General features: G+C 48.7%; 14 protein-coding genes. 12 read left to right on the top strand and 2 right to left on the bottom strand.

From position 1 onward, the window contains the following. Positions 1-161: 161 nt before the first annotated feature. A complete protein-coding gene (locus IC21_RS00465; protein WP_013858492.1) occupies positions 162-470 on the top strand; it encodes an MTH1187 family thiamine-binding protein in 309 nt (102 codons plus the stop codon). 211 nt (positions 471-681) lie between these two features. Here IC21_RS00465 and IC21_RS00460 read toward each other — a convergent pair whose 3' ends face one another. Beyond that, positions 682-1,734, bottom strand: a complete 1,053-nt coding sequence (locus IC21_RS00460) for a lactonase family protein (RefSeq protein WP_029141999.1) — start codon at positions 1,732-1,734, stop codon at positions 682-684. A gap of 309 nt (positions 1,735-2,043) precedes the next feature. On the opposite strand from IC21_RS00460, the gene IC21_RS00455 reads away from it, so the two are divergent. The 10 genes from IC21_RS00455 (at position 2,044) to prpB (ending at position 16,331) form a co-directional block, all read left to right on the top strand. Continuing rightward, entirely contained in the window at positions 2,044-4,767 is a 2,724-nt protein-coding gene (locus IC21_RS00455) for a GTP-binding protein (RefSeq protein WP_029142000.1), read from the top strand. Between the two features lie 455 nt (positions 4,768-5,222). Then, positions 5,223-8,087 (top strand): sigma-54-dependent transcriptional regulator, encoded by a 2,865-nt coding sequence (locus tag IC21_RS00445; protein WP_029142002.1) that lies wholly within the window; start codon positions 5,223-5,225, stop codon positions 8,085-8,087. Between the two features lie 336 nt (positions 8,088-8,423). Next, positions 8,424-8,927 carry a PTS sugar transporter subunit IIB gene (locus IC21_RS00440; protein WP_029142003.1) on the top strand — a complete coding sequence of 168 codons (504 nt, stop codon included), beginning with the start codon at positions 8,424-8,426 and terminating at the stop codon, positions 8,925-8,927. 73 nt (positions 8,928-9,000) lie between these two features. Further along, on the top strand, positions 9,001-9,969 hold the full coding sequence (locus IC21_RS00435; RefSeq protein WP_029142004.1) for a mannose/fructose/sorbose PTS transporter subunit IIA: 969 nt from the start codon (positions 9,001-9,003) through the stop codon (positions 9,967-9,969). 36 nt (positions 9,970-10,005) lie between these two features. Continuing rightward, positions 10,006-10,815, top strand: coding sequence for a PTS mannose/fructose/sorbose transporter subunit IIC (locus tag IC21_RS00430; RefSeq protein WP_029142005.1), 810 nt, complete (start codon positions 10,006-10,008; stop codon positions 10,813-10,815). A gap of 19 nt (positions 10,816-10,834) precedes the next feature. After that, the gene (locus tag IC21_RS00425; protein WP_029142006.1) at positions 10,835-11,746 is read left to right on the top strand and encodes a PTS system mannose/fructose/sorbose family transporter subunit IID; all 912 of its coding nucleotides are present in this window, start codon (positions 10,835-10,837) and stop codon (positions 11,744-11,746) included. 312 nt (positions 11,747-12,058) lie between these two features. Further along, positions 12,059-12,433: a DUF956 family protein gene (locus IC21_RS00420; protein ID WP_029142007.1), complete on the top strand. Its 375-nt coding sequence runs from the start codon at positions 12,059-12,061 to the stop codon at positions 12,431-12,433. Positions 12,434-12,700: 267 nt separating this feature from the next. Further along, positions 12,701-13,822 carry a citrate synthase gene (gene mmgD / locus IC21_RS00415; RefSeq protein WP_029142008.1) on the top strand — a complete coding sequence of 374 codons (1,122 nt, stop codon included), beginning with the start codon at positions 12,701-12,703 and terminating at the stop codon, positions 13,820-13,822. Positions 13,823-13,931: 109 nt separating this feature from the next. Continuing rightward, positions 13,932-15,389, top strand: a complete 1,458-nt coding sequence (prpD, locus tag IC21_RS00410; RefSeq protein WP_029142009.1) for a 2-methylcitrate dehydratase — start codon at positions 13,932-13,934, stop codon at positions 15,387-15,389. A 15-nt stretch (positions 15,390-15,404) separates the two neighbouring features. Next, a complete protein-coding gene (gene prpB, locus IC21_RS00405) occupies positions 15,405-16,331 on the top strand; it encodes a methylisocitrate lyase (protein ID WP_029142010.1) in 927 nt (308 codons plus the stop codon). Between the two features lie 48 nt (positions 16,332-16,379). On the opposite strand, the gene IC21_RS00400 is transcribed toward prpB, so the two are convergent. Beyond that, entirely contained in the window at positions 16,380-16,871 is a 492-nt protein-coding gene (locus IC21_RS00400; RefSeq protein ID WP_013858505.1) for a YflT domain-containing protein, read from the bottom strand. Positions 16,872-16,994: 123 nt separating this feature from the next. On the opposite strand from IC21_RS00400, the gene IC21_RS00395 reads away from it, so the two are divergent. Continuing rightward, entirely contained in the window at positions 16,995-18,482 is a 1,488-nt protein-coding gene (locus tag IC21_RS00395) for an amidase (RefSeq protein ID WP_029142011.1), read from the top strand. Positions 18,483-18,558 lie beyond the last annotated feature (76 nt).

Here is an 18,558-nt window from a genome sequence, read left to right as displayed (position 1 = left end):
GTGAAGCACGGTAGCCGAAAGTGTACAAAAAGAGTGTCTTGGAATACCCGATATTTAAACCTTGTCGAGAAAAACTTGACACATACAGAAAAATGAGAAGGAAGACATGAAAAATAAAGTTGGATTATAATAAGAAAGAAGAATATTAGGAGGGGATTGCATTGGCGATTGCCGATATTACCATATTTCCGGTCGGAACGGATTCAACAAGCATCAGCAAATATGTGGCGGAGATTGAGAAGGCGCTGGGAAAAGAACAGGGAAGGGTGAAAATCAAGCTGACCCCGATGAGCACTTTAATAGAAGGGGACATCCATGACCTGTTTGAAATCATTGAAAAACTGCATGAAATCCCTTTTTCAAATGGCGTAAAGCGTGTTGAAACGAATATCCGCATCGACGACCGCAGGGACAAACAGCTCACGATGGAAGGAAAACTGGCCTCCGTCGCCGAAAAACTCGGCCAATAAAAAACCGGCACAAGGCCGGTATGATAAAAGGAGGTTTGGCCAGGCTCTGGGGGAAGCCCGGCCAAATATGGTTTGCTGCAATTCCTTGCCGCTGTCCTAAATGTAAAACATGAAAAAGAAAAACTTGTGAAATGAAAATGATAAAATGATGAGAATTTCCCCGGAAAAAGCAAAAAGCGGACCGGGACCCGCCTTTTGAATCGCTAAAATTTTACCCGTGCAAAAATTTTACACAAACCGCTTCCGGAACCGGGACGTCTTTTTGCAGCAAAGTGAGGATCCCGGTTTCCGGATCGCGGGCGTATAAAACGAGCGTGCCCGATTCTTGGTTTGCGGCAACGACAAATTTTTCGGTCGGGTCAAGCACAAAGTCGCGCGGCCAGCTTCCTTCGGTTGAAGTGTATTCAACAAGGGACAGTTTGCCGTCCGGGCCGGCTGCAAACACGGCAATGCTGTCATGGCCGCGGTTTCCGGCATAAACAAAACGGCCGTCGGAAGAGAGATGGATTGCGCTTCCCTGGCTGTTTTCCGTAAAATCTTCCGGAATCGTTTTGATATACTGGACATCTTTAAACGTGCCGGAAGCTTCGTCAAATTCGAGCACAATCACTTCATTGCTCAATTCTGTCATGCAGTAGGCCAATTTCCGGCCCGGATGAAAGGCAAGATGGCGCGGGCCGCTTCCCGGGCGGACGGAAAGGACGGCTTTTTCCGTTAATTTGCCGCCATCATGCGCGTATGTTGTAATCGTATCATTGCCGAGGTCCACCGCGACGACATATTTTTTATCCGGGGTAAAGCCTGCGAAATGGACGTGCGGTTTTTCCTGGCGTTCAGGGTTCGGGCCGGATCCGGTATGTTCGATAACACTTACTGCCGGCTGCAGGCTGCCGTCTTTGTTTGTCAGATAGGCGCTGACCGTCCCGTTATGGTAGTTGGCGGAGACGACCGTTTTCTTGGCTGAATCCACGCTGACATGGCACGGGGAGGCGCCGTCGGATAACTGGCGGTTCAACTCTGTTAGAGCACCGGTTTCCGCATCAATTGAAAAAGCCGCAACCCCGCCCTGGCTGCCTTCTTTGACAACGGCATACAGATTGCGGTTGTCTGCCGTGATATTAAGATAAGTCGGATTGCCCAGTCTGGCGGCAACCTTCACATCTTCAATTTGCTTTTTTTCTGTATCAAGGGTAAAGGTGTAAATCCCTTCGCTGGCGCCTTTTGTATAGGTGCCGGCATACCCTGTCCATTTTGTCTTTCCCATCGCTGATGCTCCTTCCAATCTGTAATGTGAATATTATAACATAGAAAACGTTTCCCGTTCATTCCGGCGCTTTTCCGGGTATGATGCCATGAGCGGAAACGGCGTGATAAATGGTAAGCATGTTCAAAATTGCCGGCATGCAAACGAAAATATGGCAAATGTTTCATTTTTGTATCAAAATTGAAAGCGAACTGAAACTTTTTGCCGGAGATGTTTTGATAAAATAAAGTAATCGACAAAATTCTACACATCGCTGCATCCCGGATGCCATATGATAGAGATATAAAAGGCCGTGTGAGGAGGAAAATCATGAAGCCGGAAGACCAGTTTGTCCAAAAATCTTATTATGAAACGTTTATCAAAGAAGGGGAAGAGCGCCATCCGCTTGAAGTGCTCGGGGAAGCGTTCGAAAAAGAAAACGCCCTTGAAAATGCCGATCTTTCCTATATCCGCTTTGCACAAGGGGAAATTTATTTTCATTATAAAGATTACGAAGCGGCCGTTTTTAAATGGGAAAGCATACATAACGACTTTGAACCGTGGGCGCAAAAAAACATGGGGGATGCTTATTTTGAACTCGGCCTCACCAGCATGGCCGAAGAAATTTACAAGTCGGTCCAGACAGACTCCATGGTATTAAAGACGGAGATTGCGCTTCAGCTTATCTCGCTTTATATAGAGGAGCAAAAGCATGAACAGGCTGTCCAGACGATCAAACAAGCGGTCGCCATGAACCCGGACTATCCGAATGTGACGAAAATCGCCCGTGCCTACTTTGAAAAAAACGAAGACTGGATGAATGCGGTTGAACTGGCTGTCAATGAAGCCATCCGTACTGAATCGCTGTTCTGGTTTCAAAATTTAAAGTCGTATATTGAAAATGGGCATACCAAAACGATTGCGCCGGATTATTTCCGGACGGCGCTGTCCGTTTTATACAAGGTGGATCAAATTCAGTTTGAACAACTGGCGGTTGCGTTTTGGCGGTCTTACGAAACGGAGGACGTGTATCTTGGCTGGCTCCGCGAATTTAACGGCCTTTTTGCCGGACTTGAACTCCATTCGCTTGAAACGTGGCACGAGCTGTCTGCCATTTACGGGGAAACCTATCTTTCTTTAATCAGCGGTAACTATCTGTTAAAACAACTGGCACCGGTGATGCCGGGCATTTTAACGAACTGGCTGCGGATCACGGACCAGGCGCACGCCCTTCAAGCATCCACTGCGGTTCTCGCATGGGGCGATCTTTTTCCGGGCAGCATCGGGCCGCAGCAAATTGCCGATGCGGAAACGATTTTGCATCATGCGGAGCAAACATTGGACCAGCTTGAATATGCGCTCCGGCTCTTTGATTCCATTATGCAATGGGCAAAAAGGAACGGGCTATCTGTCAGCACCCGTTTGAAATGGATGGCGAGGGAGCTGATTGACTTTGATGTCCAGCATATTCTCGTTGCCGGCATGAACGGCAGCGGCAAGACGGCCTTTATCCAGTCGGTGTTGGCCGACCCGCTGCCCGAACGGCCGACACAGTTTGTGATGGCGGTGCGCCATGATGATGAACATGCACTTTCTGTGATCTCGGACAAAGGCATTTCGCCTGTAACGGAAGAGGACAATGCGGCGCCGGAGCCCGGGGACATGCTTGAATGGCGGGGCCCGAGCCGGTTCCTGGAAGAAAATGCGCTTATTTTCATCGATACACCCGGGCTGAACGGGCCGGGGCGGGGAAAAGCATACGAGTATTTGCGTTTTGTTGACGGCGTTTTATTCGTTTTAAATGCAAATGATCCCCTTACAGACAAAGAAGCGGATATGCTGTTGAAAATGAAGGAACAAGTGCCCGGGCTTGCGATTCACTTCTTGCTGTCCAAAATGGATATGATATACAGCAAGCAGGAAGCGGCAGATTTAGTGGAAGAAACAGTACAAAAGGTAAAAACAATTTTTCCGCAGGCAAACTTGCACCCTTATACGTCCAATTATGCATCCCGGGAAGCAGGGCTGGATCTTGCCCGCTTTTTCCGGCAAAATTTCAAGCCGGAAAACCTGGAAGAAAGCCGGATTGACAAACTTTCGCACTGCATCCGGGAATCGATTGCCGATTTGCTGAAACAAAGGCTGCAAAATGAACAGCATCTGGCAGAGTCAATCAACCGGCATGAAGATCTGTACGCAAAATTAAACGGGGCGGCAAACCAGCTTCAGGATGTCATCCATGAACAAACCGAACTGGTCCGCTCGTCCTACCACAGTATGACCCAGAAAATCCGCGATGAACTGCAAAACCGGATTCCGGAAATTTTACGGAAAAGCGCCGATTTTATTAAGCCGGACAGTGATTTCCGGAAAATTCATCTTGAATTGAATGAAGAAATGAACAAACGGATCCGGCACTTTTTGCAGACGACCATTTCCCCGAAATACGAGGAACTGGTGGCGGAGTGGATAGAAGCGTCAGAAGGGGAATTGCAGCAAAGCCAGGATTATCTTGATGAAATGGCGGAAGGGTTTAATAAGTTGTACGGGGAAGAGATTCTTGTGCTTGCCTGTGATTTTAAAATTATGGAGGACTGGCGGCGTGATGCGGACCGGATGGCAAACGGAATTCCTTTTGAACCGGTCAATATATTGTTGCGCCATACGCCGCAGCAGGTCCTGTTAAAGAGCGCGGGCAAATTGTTTGGCGTGCTTTCGCAAAACAAAACGATGCTGTATAACCGCTATAAAAAATTTATCGAAAGCGAAGATTATACGGAAATTGCAAACCTTGTCACGAATAAAGTGATGCTGCAATTCGAGCTGTTTGAACAAGGGCTTGAGCGCGATGTCCGCCTGTTCTTTAAAAATCCGGAAACAGTTCTCCGCGAAACCATTGCGGAAACAGAGGCGGCCATTGCCGAAACAAAAGAGATGCTGGAGAATATGAAAGAAAATCCGGAAGTGTATCAGGATCCGCTGAAATTGTTCGAGCTGAAACTCCGCCAGTTTGAATGGATGCAACTCGGGCAGAAAACAGGCGGGAAAGTGTAAGCTTTTCGCAAGGCGGGTGGGACGGGGCAGGTACAAGACTTAAGGGGTAAACGGGGCTTGCTGAACGCATGGCTAAAGTGCTGAAAATGGGGTCCGAGTGCTGATTTAGCAAGCCCTCAATAATATAAGATCATAAATGAACCGCCTGGATTCCGCCGGAAATACATGCATGGACCGGTTCCGGAACAAAAAAATTAACCGGCCGGATGTTGCGGAAAGCAGAAGGATGGAAACGGCTTGAAACGGCCGGAAATTGTTGGATGAACAGCGCCCATATGCGGCGCTGTTTTTTCCTGCCCTGTTTTCCCGGAAGCACCGCGGAGCCTGAAGTGTATTAAAAATAAGCCCCCTTCCGGCAAAAACTTGACACATGTTCGCAAATATTCCTGCTATTATGTATGATACATTCGTGATACTATTAAGATACAGTTTATACTTAGAAATGGGGTGGCAATTTGAAACGCATTGACCGCATTTACGCGTATCTTGTTGAACAGTCGCAAGGCAAAACGCTTGATGAATGGATCCGTATAGAAGGATTTACGGCTTCGGATATCGCAAAAGACCTTGGCATTTTAAGAAACAATGTCAGTGCCGAGCTGAACAAGCTGCTGCGGCAGAAACGGATTATCAAAATAAAAGGCCGCCCGGTTCATTACTTGGTCAAACAAATCATGGAAGACCTTCTGGGAACGAAATTGCCGGAAGATCAATATGAATATGAAAATATACTTGAAGTGACGGGCGGGCAATCCCCGGATCCGGGCAACGGCCCGTCTGCGAATCATGATACCGCTTGGGAAACGAATCCCTTTGATGACCTGATCGGTTCGAAAACAAGCCTGAAAGTGCAGGTCGAACAGGCAAAGGCGGCCGTCCTCTATCCCCCGCATGGCCTTCATACGCTCATTGTCGGCCAGACCGGTGTCGGGAAAACGCTGTTTGCCAATTTGATGTTCAATTATGCTAAACTGGCAGCACCGTTTATGGACGAAGACGCCCAGTTTATTGTCTTTAACTGCGCGGACTATGCAAATAACCCGCAGCTGCTCATTTCCCACATTTTCGGGCATATCAAAGGCGCCTTTACGGGCGCGGACAGCGAAAAAGACGGCCTTGTTTCCAAAGCGGACGGCGGCATGCTGTTTCTCGATGAAATCCACCGGCTCCCGCCTGAAGGCCAGGAAATGCTCTTTTACTTTATGGATACGGGGACGTATGCAAAGCTCGGGGAAACCGAACGGAATCGCAACGCCAATGTCCTGATCGTCGGGGCGACAACGGAAGACCCGGAATCTTCTTTGCTGAAAACGTTTGTCCGCCGTATTCCGATTCTGATCCGGATTCCGTCTTTTGAAGAACGACCGGCAATTGACAAGATTGAGATTTTGAAATTTCTGCTTGCCATTGAAGCAAACCGCGTCCAAAAACCGATTAAAATTGATGCGGAATCGATGAAGGCATTAATTGGCAATACGTCATACGGCAACGTCGGGCAGTTGAAATCCAACATACAGCTTGTCTGCGCCAACGGTTTTCTGCACTGCCTGCGCGATGATGTCATCACCATCCACTTTAAAGATCTGCCTTCCGAACTGAAAAACGGTTTCTTCTATTTTAGTAGAAAACGCCAGGAAATCCAGGAGCTTTCTGATTTAATTGATTCATATTTGACGGTTTATCCGGAAGGGGAAAACAAGGCGCTCTTTGAAGAAGACCCATACGAACCGGATTTTAACCTGTACAACATCATCGAGGACAAAGTCAGTTTTATGATGGAACAGGACGTGTCGGATGAAGACATTAACCGGTTTCTGAAGCTGGATATCGATATCCATTTAAACAAGTTTTACAATAAGTTTTCAAGCTATGCGCTGAACCGTGAGAAAATCTTAAAAATTGTCAGTGAAGATATCCTTAATTTCAGCGAAGAAGTGCAGGATATCGTGGAAAAGCGGCTGAAGTGCAAAGTAAATGAACGTTTTTTGCTGGCATTCAGCCTGCATTTGACTTCCTTCCTGAAGCGGGTAAAAAACCAGCAGGTAGCCAATTATACGAATATCGAAAATGTCATCAATGACCGGCCGCAGGAGTATCAGCTGTCACTTGACATCTGCAAAATGATCGGGGAAAAATACCGCGTGCATGTGCCGGTAAAAGAAGCCATGTATTTAACGATTCTACTCACATCCCTCCTAGACGAACAAAAGGCCGAGCAGGTGGCGATCCTTGTTGCCGCACACGGGTTCAGCACGGCAAGCAGCATGGTAAGTGTTGTGAAAAGCCTCCTGGGCGAATCGAATGTGGACTGCATCGATATGCCGCTCGATATGGACCCGAAATATGTTTTGGAGGAAATGAAGAGGCGGGTAAAAGAAATTGATATGGGAAAAGGTGTCCTGCTGCTTGTCGATATGGGCTCGCTGACCGGGTTCGGCGATATTATTACACAGGAAACGGGCATCAAAACGCGGACCATCGATATGGTGACAACGGCGCTCGTCATTGAAGCGATCCGCAAAGCGACGATTATGGAGATGGACCTCGACGATATTTATGAGTCGTTAAAGGAATTCCGCGGCTACGGATCTTACCAGATGGAAAGCAAACCGCGGGAAACAGGGAAGCCTGTCAAACCGCAGGCCATTCTTTCCGTCTGTTCAACAGGGGAAGGGACGGCGGAAAAATTAAAGCAGCTGATTACAAGACTGCTCAAAAACATCGGCAAAAACAATATTGCCGTTATCCCGCTGCCGATCAACGAAGTAGAAGAAAAGAAAGAAACGCTGATGCAGAAATATGACATTTTGCTCGCTGTCGGGATTGCCGATCCGAAAGTCCAGGCCCCGTTTGTTCCGCTTGAAGCTTTGTTTATGGGTGACGGGGAAATGCAGGTCACCCATCTCATTCAAAACCACCAGCTGCTGGAACAACCGCCAAGGTCTCCGGCAATGGTGCGGGAAATGACGGAAGAAAGCCTGAATGAATTTTTAACCTTTTTAAACCCAAAGAAAGTGATCGCAGCGATTACGGCGTTTGTCACTTCCCTTGAAAAAATAGCGGAAAGGCCGTTTAACAACGCTTCAAAAATCAATATGAATATTCATATCGGTTGCGCGCTCGAAAGAATGGTCACCCAGTCCGGCCTCATTTACAAAAACGACATCACGCCGGAAAAAGCTGCTAAAATCGAAAAATATAAAAAGGCGGCGCAAATTTTTGAAGACCAGCTGAAATTGAGGCTGTCGGATGATGAACTCTATTATATTGCAGATATGATCGACCATTTATCCGCCGAGCAAACTGCAGCCGTGCAGTAATTCTCACCTGCAAATCGCAGTTTCGCTATTTGCAGGCTTTTTTTATGCTGGGGAAAAAGACGGAGGGATATCACAGATACAGAATGCACATGCTGGCCAAAAGTATCAAAATGATACGGATATTGCAGAACTTTTTAATACAGTAGTGAAATGGAAAATAAAACCCTTTTTCAATGTGTATTAAATAAACGGTTTGTGTATCATAAGCATAAAAGGGATACTGAAAACGCTTATTTAACAAGGGCTGTTTTTTGATACTCAAAAGTTGGCACACATCTTGCATTATAAAAGGCGGAAAGGCAAGTTTTTTACGATTGATTAGCAGGAGGTGGTCGGATGGCATTGGATATACGGCTTGCACGCATTGATGATCGTTTGATTCATGGCCAGGTTGCCACAGTTTGGTCGAGGGCAGTTGGGATTGACCGGATTTTAGTGGTCAATGATGAAGCCGCCAATGACGAGCTTCGAAAGCTTTTGTTGAGGCAAGCGACACCACCGAGCATCAAATCACATGTCATCACGAAGCAAAAACTGCTTGAAATTTACCAAAACCGGCTGTTTGACGAAATGAAAGCGATGCTGCTGTTTGTTTCGCCGCAGGATGTACTGGAGGTTGTCCGGGTAGGGGTTGGTTTGAAATCGATCAATATCGGCGGCATGCGTTTTACGGAAGGCAAGAAGATGATCACCAATTTTATTTCAGTCAATGAGGATGATGTCCAGGCCTTTGCGAAGCTGGCTGCACTCGGCATCGAATTGGAAATCCGCCAAGTGCCTGCCGACCGGAAAATCGATTTGATGCAGCTGATCAAAAAGGAGAAACTGCTTCATCCATGAATTTTGGTTACAGGTTCTTTAGAACTTATTTATAAGATTGATACTGTAACAATACGAATAGGGAGGTAAGAAGATGGTAGGAATTATCATTGCCAGTCACGGCGATTTCGCCAATGGTGTCTTGCAATCCGGAGAGATGATCTTCGGAAAGCAGGAAAATGTAAAAGCTGTTACATTGATGCCGAGCGAAGGCCCTGATAATGTAAAGGCAAAAATGAAAGAAGCAGTCGCCTCTTTCGACAACCAGGATGAAGTCCTTTTCTTAGTCGATCTTTGGGGCGGAACACCTTTCAACCAGGCCAACAGCTTGTTTGAAGAACACAAAGACAAGTGGGCCATCGTCTCAGGCATGAACTTGCCAATGCTCATTGAAGCATTTGCAGCGCGCGCCACGATGAACAAAGCCCATGACATTGCCGCGCATATTTTAGGCGCAGCGAAAGAAGGCGTGAAAGTAAGGCCTGAAGCATTACAGCCGGCCGCACCTTCCAAGGCTGCCGGGAAACCGTTAACGGTGGGGGCTCCTGGCAAATTTGAATACGTGCTGGCACGGATCGACTCCCGCCTGCTTCACGGGCAAGTCGCAACTGCTTGGACAAAAGCGACACGGCCTACGCGCATTATCGTTGTATCGGATGCGGTAGCGAAGGACGACCTTCGAAAGAAACTGATTCAACAGGCTGCGCCTCCGGGTGTAAAAGCACACGTTGTTCCGATCCGTAAAATGATTGAACTTGCAAAGGATGACCAGCATTTCGGCGGCCAGCGCGCCCTGCTTCTTTTTGAAAACCCGCAGGACGTGCTCCGGGCGGTTGAAGGCGGCGTTCCATTGAAAACAATCAACGTTGGTTCCATGGCACACTCGCCGGGCAAAGTCCAGCCAAACAAGGTACTGGCCTTCAGCCAGGACGATGTCGATACTTTCAGGAAGCTGAAACAACTTGGTTTGAAATTTGATGTGCGCAAAGTTCCGGGCGATGCAAAAGGCGACATGGATGAAATTCTCAAAAGGGCTCAGGAAGAGCTGAACAAACACAAATAATCCTGCCCATCAGGAGAAAAGGGAGGACGACTCGTTATGGATTTAAATATTGTCCAAATGATACTAGTCTTTATCGTAGCATTTTTAGCTGGTATGGAAGGGATTTTGGACCAATTCCAGTTCCATCAGCCACTCGTTGCTTGTACATTAATTGGCCTCGTTACAGGTAACTTGGTGCCATGTATTATCTTAGGCGGTACCCTGCAAATGATCGCTTTGGGCTGGGCAAACATCGGGGCTGCTGTAGCACCGGATGCTGCGCTTGCATCCGTTGCATCTGCCATTATCTTAGTTTTAAGCGGCGCAGGCAAAGCCGGTGTAACTTCTGCAATCGCGATTGCCGTTCCGCTTGCGGTTGCCGGCCTCTTATTGACGATCATCGTTCGTACAATTGCAACAGGGATTGTCCACTTAATGGATGCCGCAGCACGGGAAGGAAACATTAGAAAAGTTGAATTTTGGCATATTGTTGCGATTTGCTTGCAAGGGCTGCGTATTGCGATTCCGGCTGTCCTGGTTTTAGCCATTGGCGCAGGGCCAGTGCGTGACTTGTTATCCGCCATGCCAGCTTGGTTGACAGATGGCCTTGCAATCGGCGGGGGAATGGTCGTTGCTGTTGGTTATGCAATGGTCATTAACATGATGGCGACAAGAGAAGTTTGGCCGTTCTTCGCCATTGGGTTCGTTTTGGCAACTGTTTCGCAAATTACCCTTATCGGCCTTGGCGGTATCGGTGTGTCACTTGCACTGATTTATTTGGCGCTCTCCAAACAAGGCGGCTCCGGTAAAGGCGGCGGAAATGCAAACACCGGCGATCCGTTAGGCGATATTATTGACAATTACTAAGAAGGAGGCGGACAGAAAAATGGCACAAGAACTAAAATTATCTAGAAAAGATCGTATTTCTGTATGGTGGCGTTCAACTTTCCTTCAAGGTTCCTGGAACTATGAACGGATGCAAAACGGCGGCTGGGCATATACCATGATTCCGGCCATCAAAAAATTATATAAAACGAAAGAAGACCGTTCTGCTGCCCTGCAGCGCCACTTGGAATTTTTTAACACTCACCCTTATGTCGCTGCACCGATTGTTGGTGTAACTTTAGCGCTTGAAGAAGAACGTGCAAACGGCGCCCCCGTTGACGACACAGCCATTCAAGGTGTGAAAGTCGGGATGATGGGGCCTCTGGCAGGGATCGGGGATCCGGTATTCTGGTTCACGGTCAGGCCAATCCTTGGTGCGTTAGGTGCTTCTCTTGCAATGGACGGCAACATTCTCGGGCCAATTATTTTCTTCGTTGCATGGAACCTCATCCGGATGGGATTCCTGTGGTATACGCAAGAATTCGGCTACAGAGCCGGTTCAAGAATTACGGAGGACTTATCGGGCGGCATTCTTCAGGATATTACAAAAGGCGCATCGATCCTTGGGATGTTTATCCTTGGCGCACTGGTTAACCGGTGGGTATCGATTAAATTTACACCGGTTGTATCACAAGTAAAACTTTCTAAAGGCGCTTATATTGACTGGAATCATTTGCCTGCCGGAGCGCAAGGGATTAAAAAGGCGCTCGAACAGCAAGCTGCCGGCCTCTCACTGGAACCGGTCAAAGTCACGACATTGCAAAACAACCTGGACAGCTTAATTCCGGGCCTTGCCGCATTGCTGTTGACGCTGTTCTGCATGTGGCTCTTGAAAAAGAAAGTGTCTCCGATCGTTATGATTCTTGGATTGTTTGTTGTTGGTATCGTATTCCATTTAATTCACTTAATGTAAGAGAAAAGGCACATGCCCGGGCTTTCTGGCCTGGGCTTTTTTCAAAGAAACCGAAAGCCCCCGGGTTGTATACGGGTTCTGGGTATGTTTTGCTTCAGGCGGTAAAACTTCGTATAATAAGGGAGAGGCCTTCCCTATTATAAAAGCCGCTTTCGGCATTTTGCCTTGGGAGCCGGCCCCGGTTTAGACGGGACGTACAGCCGTTTCACCGGCCAACCAGGCCCCTTTTTGGAAGCGAAGATCCGGAAATCAAGATCAGCTGTATAGATATCAATTTTTGGAACACAAAAAGAAAAGAACGGGGTGGATCAAATGGTCCAATCAATCAATACAAAAGTGGATTTGGTGACAAAGGCAGCCTCGCATATGGGATTGACAGATTACGGCAAGATCATGATCGGCGATAAAGGATTTGAATTTTTCAATGAGCGCGATGTGCGCAAATTCATTCAAATTCCTTGGGAAGAAGTCGATTACGTGATCGCTTCCGTCATGTTCAAGGGAAAATGGATCCCGCGTTATGCAATTAAAACGAAGCGAAACGGGACATACACCTTTTCTTCCAAAGATCCGAAAAGAGTGTTGCGGGCGGTCCGCCAATATGTTGACCCGAACCGGATGGTCCAGTCGCTGAGCTTCTTTGATGTTGTGAAGCGCAGTTTTAAGAAAAAACCGAAAAAGCAATAGTTTAAAAGACAAGGCAGGTTAAACTTGTCTTTTTTTGTTGGCCGTTCCGGGAAATGGCAGGAAGCGTACGGAAAATTTCCCTGAAGCCGGCCTTTTTGCACAGGGCCGTCCGCAGCGCCATCCGGAGCCTGTGGGCGTTGTCATTTTGTAAATATTATGATATGTTTTTTTATGAAAGCATCAGGGATGTTGGCAGCTTTGTTTTTTTACATAAAACTGTAAGTGCTTACAGTTTTGGCAAAATACAGAAACGGAGGATGGATGGAGATGGGAAACACGACACAATTTGTGCCGGGGCTTGAAGGGGTTGTCGCTGTTGAAACGGAGCTTTCTTTTCTTGATACGGCCCAGGGCGAAATCGTTTTAAAGGGGTATGACTTGATTGAGTTGTCGAAAAAGAAAAGCTATCTGGACATCGTGCATTTGCTTCTCGAAGGAACGCTCCCGAACGGTGCCGAGAAAAAAGCGTTGGAAGAAACTTTAAAGAAAAACTACCGGATTCCGGAAGCTGTGCTGGACATTTTGAGGCTGCTGCCGGCATCCACCCACCCGATGGATGCGCTCCGTACGGGGGTTTCGACGCTTTCGGGGTATGATGAAAACCTGCTGGACCGTTCCCGCAAAGCCAATTTAAACCGTGCATACCATTTGCTCGGGAATGTGCCGAACATTGTCGCGAACAGCTACCATCTTTTAAACGGCGAAGACCCGGTTGAACCGCGGCAGGATTTGCCGTACAGCGCCAATTTCCTGTACATGATCACCGGCAAAGTCCCTTCGGAAAGGGAGGAACGCATTTTCGACCGTTCTCTCGTCCTGTACAGCGAACATGAACTGCCGAATTCGACTTTTACGGCAAGGGTCATTGCTTCCACACTGTCCGACTTATACGGGGCGTTAACGGGCGCGGTGGCATCGCTCAAGGGCCATCTGCACGGGGGCGCCAATGAAGCGGTGATGGAAATGCTGAAAGAAGCCGGCACGGTGGAAAAATTCGAAGAAATGCTTTATACGAAACTGAAAAATAAAGAAAAAGTAATGGGGTTCGGCCACCGCGTCTACATGAAAAAGATGGATCCGCGCGCCCTGATGATGAAAGAAGCGCTGAAGGAACTTTGTGAGGAAAAAGGGGATCATTCGCTGCTTGAAATGTGCGAAGCCGGGGAAAAAATTATGGCGCAGGAAAAAGGGCTCTATCCGAACCTCGATTATTATGCAGCCCCAGTTTACTGGATGCTCGGCATTCCGATTCCGCTTTATACGCCGATCTTTTTCAGCTCAAGAACGGTCGGGCTGTGCGCACACGTTATGGAGCAGCATGAAAACAACCGCCTGTTCCGTCCGCGCGTCCAATACAAAGGCCCGCGGGGTTTGCATCCGCAAGATTAAGTTTTAAAAAGGCTGGACCATTAAGAGATAAAGTGAACAAAAAGCCGGGATTGAAACGCTGTCTCAAATGATCCGGGCTTTGACCTGCAGATAAAGTTTGGAAAGGGGAATGTTTAAATTGGCCGGTACAACCGCTGTAAATGAAAAAACAGGGGATCGGGACGCCCTGATAGAAGAAATTGCCCGTTATGTGGCAGACAAAGAGATTACGAGTTCCGAAGCTTTTGAGACTGCACGTTACGGGCTTTTGGATACGCTCGGATGCGGCATTCTCGCCCTCCGTTTTCCGGAGTGTGTAAAAATGCTCGGGCCGGTCGTCCCGGGTACGGCCGTGCCGAACGGGACGCATGTGCCAGGCACTTCCTATGTGCTCGATCCGGTTGCGGGGGCGTTTAATATTGGCTGCATGATCCGCTGGCTCGATTACAACGATACGTGGCTCGCGGCGGAGTGGGGGCACCCTTCTGACAATCTCGGCGGCATCCTTGCTGTTGCGGATTTTTTGAGCCGGACGCGCGTTGCCAATGGGAAAGCGCCGCTCAAAGTGCGCGATGTGCTTGAGGCCATGATCAAAGCCCATGAAATCCAAGGTGTGCTTGCTTTGGAAAACAGCTTGAACCGCGTCGGGCTTGACCATGTTTTATTTGTCAAAGTGGCGACGGCTGCTGTTGCGACAAAAATGCTTGGTGGAGGGAAAAACGAAATCATGAACGCCGTTTCCCACGCCTGGATTGATAACGGCCCGTTGCGCACATACCGGCACGCACCGAATACCGGTTCGCGCAAATCATGGGCGGCCGGCGATGCAACCAGCAGGGGCGTGGCGCTTGCGCTTGTTGCGATGAAAGGGGAAATGGGCTATCAAACGCCGCTTTCCGCACCTGGTTGGGGATTTCAGGACGTTATGTTTAAAGGGAAAGAACTGAAACTGGCCCGCCCGCTCGGCTCCTATGTGATGGAAAACGTTTTATTTAAAGTGTCGTATCCGGCAGAATTCCATGCGCAGACGGCAGCGGAAGCCGCAGTCAAACTCCATCCGGTTGTAGCTGGGAAACTGGATCAAATCAGCCGGATTACAATTACGACGCATGAGTCCGCCATCCGCATCATTGACAAAAAAGGGCCGCTTCATAACCCTGCTGACCGCGACCATTGCATCCAGTATGTGACGGCAGTCGGCTTGATCAAAGGCAATATTACGGCGGACGATTATGAAGACGCAGCCGCCGCTGACCCGCGCATTGATGCATTGAGGGAAAAAATGGCAGTTGTTGAAAACAAACAATACAGCATCGATTACCTTGATCCGGATAAACGTTCCATCGCGAATGCCGTACAAGTCTTTTTTGAAGACGGCACATCAACTGAAAATGTGGAAGTCGAGTATCCGCTTGGCCACCGCTTCAGAAGGGAAGAAGCGATCCCGAAAATTATCACCAAGTTTTCGGATAATATCGCCACCCACTATTCCGCGAAGCAGCAGGAAAGGATCAAAGAAGCCTGCCTTGCGGGAGAAGCGCTTGAAAAAATGGCCGTTCATGAATTCGTCAATTTATTCACCTTGTAGAAAGGATGTTGCACCATGGTTTGGATTGTCAATCAGCCGTCTTCACAGGAGGCGCTTGCCAAACGGTTTAAGGAACGCATGCAGGCACCAGGCATTTTGCAAATCCCCGGCGCGCATGATGCAATGGCGGCACTCATTGCAAAAAACACAGGGTTTGAGGCGCTTTATTTATCAGGCGCTGCCTATACCGCGAGCAAAGGGATTCCGGATCTTGGCATGATCACATCGACGGAAATGGCGGAGCGTGCACGTGATCTCGTGCGTGCCACCGATTTACCGGTTCTTGTTGACATTGACACCGGCTTTGGCGGCGTGCTGAACGTTGCCCGCACCGCCCGCGAAATGGTCGAAGCAGGTGTTGCGGCTGTTCAGATTGAAGACCAGCAGCTTCCGAAAAAATGCGGGCATTTAAATGGCAAACAGCTTGTGGAAACATCCGACATGTGCGAAAAAATCCGGGCGCTCAAAAGTGTGGCGCCGCACCTCGTAGTTGTCGCACGTACGGACGCAAGGGGTGTCGAAGGGCTGGATTCCGCCTTGACGCGAGCTGAGGCGTATGCGGAAGCGGGGGCGGATGCGATTTTTCCGGAAGCGCTCGAGTCTCGTGATGAATTCCGACTGTTTGCGAAAAAAATAAAAGCGCCGCTCCTTGCCAATATGACCGAATTCGGCAAAACCCCGTATTATACGGCGGAAGAATTTGCGGAAATGGGATACGCGATGGTCATTTATCCGGTTACTTCGCTGCGCGTTGCCGCAAAAGCTTATGAAAGGGTGTTTGAAAAAATCAAAAACGAAGGCACGCAAAAAAATGCCCTTTCCGACATGCAGACGAGAAAAGAGCTTTACAGCACGATTTCTTTAGAGGAATTTGAAGCGCTCGACCAGTCGATCGCTAAAACGATTCTTCCTGTTACGCCTGATCCTTCATCATCAACGTAAAGAAAAAGGGCAAACCCGCCTTTTCCGCGCGGATTTGCCCTTTTCAACTTAGCGGCCGGCCTGTTTAGATTTCTCCTGCGTCGTGGAGTAGTTTTCGCCAAATTCGTTTTTCAATCCGGATCCTGTTGTTTGGCCGGAAACTTCTGCGGCAGGATCGGCTGTTCCTGGAGCGGCCCATTCATTGTGGGCAGAAGCATCATTGTCTGCGAGCACAAGATAGTGTCCGGCATCAATTTCGGCCGAATAGCGGTCCAGTTCGTCCTGCGGGAGATCGAGATTGGTCAGTTTTCTTGTCGTTTCGTCATAATAGCCCGGCTTGAAGAACCCTTTGATTTTCTCCCAGAGAGAGCTGTTTTGTTCATCCTGGGCAGAAGAGGTGTGGTCCACATTTGCGCCGGTCTGGTTTTTCAATAAAGTCCCATCATTCCCGTTTGAAATAATGGAAATATCGGAAGTGCTGTAGCCTTCTGCGGTCAACCGGTCTACTGCGTCAATCGTTTCCTGCAATGTTGTGTAAATGCCAACTACTTCTTTTGCCATCTCTATCTGCCTCCTAACGGTGATAGTGCACTTTTACCCGGTAGAAAAAGGGTTAAACGGTTTTCGCAGGTTTTGACATCTCCATAAAATTCAGTCAATATAAGATTGAATGGAGGGATTGAGATGGAACCATCTGCATATCTATCGTATGATGCAACAGAACTGGCCAGGCTCATAAAGCGAAAAGAAGTGAGTGTGGAAGAAGTGCTGGAGGCGGCAATGGCCCGGATTGAAAAAACAAACAGGCGTTTAAATGCCGTCATCCGGACACGGTTTGAGAAAGCAAAGAAGGAAGCGGCCGCGCTCCGTACAGATGAGCAGCCATTTGCCGGCGTGCCGGTTTTGCTCAAAGACATTTCCCAGGCGGTAAAGGGCGAGCTGCTCACATCCGGATCAAAACTGCTGCAGCAAAACCGCGCCAGAGAAGATGCTTTTTTTACGGCAAAATTGAGGGAAGCAGGATTTATCATCCTCGGGCAGACAAACGTGCCGGAATTTGGATTAAAAAATATTACGGAACCTGAACTTTACGGTCCGGCGCGAAATCCGTGGAATCCCCATTTTTCACCCGGCGGCTCAAGCGGCGGTTCCGCGGCTGCGGTGGCTTCCGGGATGGTACCGGTTGCCGGTGCAAGCGACGGCGGCGGATCGATCCGCATCCCTGCTTCTTTTACAAGTTTAACAGGATTAAAGCCGACAAGGGGAAGGACACCGGTCGGTCCGGGCCGCGGACGGCAATGGCAAGGGGCGGCTATTGACTTCGTGCTGGCAAAAACAGTCAGAGACAGTGCAGCGCTCCTCGATGTGCTGCAAACTGTGGAACCCGCCGCTGCTTTTCAAACGCCGCTTTTTCCGGGATATGTACAGGAACTAAAACAGAGCGGAACGAAAAAATACCGGATCGCATTTTCGGTTGCATCGCCGGTCGGGACGCCTGTCAGCCGCGACGCAAAACAGGCTGTCTATAAAACGGCAAAATGGCTGGAGCAGGAGGGCCATCTTGTGGAAGAAGCCGAAAACGGCGTTGACGGCAGACGGCTGATGGAAAACTATTATTTAATGAACTGCGGGGAAATGGCGGCGGAACTTTCGGATTTGGAAAGCGCACTTGGACGCCCGCTTACGGAAAAAGATATGGAGCCGGTTTCGTGGGTCTTGTATGCTGCCGGGAAAAATGTCACGGCGGCAGAATACGCAAAGAGCCTTGCGGAGTGGGATAAGGCCGCAGCACAAATGGCGGGATTCCACGAAACGTATGATCTGTATCTTACGCCTTCAACTGCTTTTACTGCGCCGAAAATCGGGGAGCTTACCCAGACCGGGAAAGAGCGGGATCGATTGTTTGGCGTCACCGGGCTCCCGAAAGAAAAGCAGCAGGCGCTTGTCTATGAAATGTTTGAGCCGAGCTTAACGTTTTCCCCATTTACGCAGCTCGCCAATTTAACCGGGCAGCCGGCGATCAGCCTGCCGGTCCATATAACGGCGGCCGGGCTTCCTTTCGGGATACAGCTGGTGGCGCCGAAAGGAAATGAACATTGGCTGCTGGATGTCGCATATGCGCTTGAACAGTCGGAACTTTGGGTTGGCATGCAGGGGAATCCCTGCCTTTAAAGCATAAATGAGGGGCGTTGTGCAGGCCCGGAAGTTCTAAGGAATTGAAGAATTGAAAAATGTTTGCCAAAAAGGA

Origin of the sequence: Heyndrickxia coagulans DSM 1 = ATCC 7050, assembly GCF_000290615.1 — a bacterium.
GTDB lineage: Bacteria > Bacillota > Bacilli > Bacillales > Bacillaceae_C > Weizmannia > Weizmannia coagulans.
This window is presented reverse-complemented; position numbering and strand designations above follow the sequence as displayed.

Bases quoted from the DNA above. Each gene is read 5' to 3' on its own strand.
- IC21_RS00460 (WP_029141999.1), bottom strand. From the start codon at position 1,734: ATGGGAAAGACAAAATGGACAGGGTATGCCGGCACCTATACAAAAGGC.
- IC21_RS00455 (WP_029142000.1), top strand. From the start codon at position 2,044: ATGAAGCCGGAAGACCAGTTTGTCCAAAAATCTTATTATGAAACGTTT.
- IC21_RS00440 (WP_029142003.1), top strand. From the start codon at position 8,424: ATGGCATTGGATATACGGCTTGCACGCATTGATGATCGTTTGATTCAT.
- IC21_RS00435 (WP_029142004.1), top strand. From the start codon at position 9,001: ATGGTAGGAATTATCATTGCCAGTCACGGCGATTTCGCCAATGGTGTC.
- IC21_RS00430 (WP_029142005.1), top strand. From the start codon at position 10,006: ATGGATTTAAATATTGTCCAAATGATACTAGTCTTTATCGTAGCATTT.
- IC21_RS00425 (WP_029142006.1), top strand. From the start codon at position 10,835: ATGGCACAAGAACTAAAATTATCTAGAAAAGATCGTATTTCTGTATGG.
- IC21_RS00420 (WP_029142007.1), top strand. From the start codon at position 12,059: ATGGTCCAATCAATCAATACAAAAGTGGATTTGGTGACAAAGGCAGCC.
- mmgD (WP_029142008.1), top strand. From the start codon at position 12,701: ATGGGAAACACGACACAATTTGTGCCGGGGCTTGAAGGGGTTGTCGCT.
- prpD (WP_029142009.1), top strand. From the start codon at position 13,932: ATGTTTAAATTGGCCGGTACAACCGCTGTAAATGAAAAAACAGGGGAT.
- prpB (WP_029142010.1), top strand. From the start codon at position 15,405: ATGGTTTGGATTGTCAATCAGCCGTCTTCACAGGAGGCGCTTGCCAAA.
- IC21_RS00400 (WP_013858505.1), bottom strand. From the start codon at position 16,871: ATGGCAAAAGAAGTAGTTGGCATTTACACAACATTGCAGGAAACGATT.
- IC21_RS00395 (WP_029142011.1), top strand. From the start codon at position 16,995: ATGGAACCATCTGCATATCTATCGTATGATGCAACAGAACTGGCCAGG.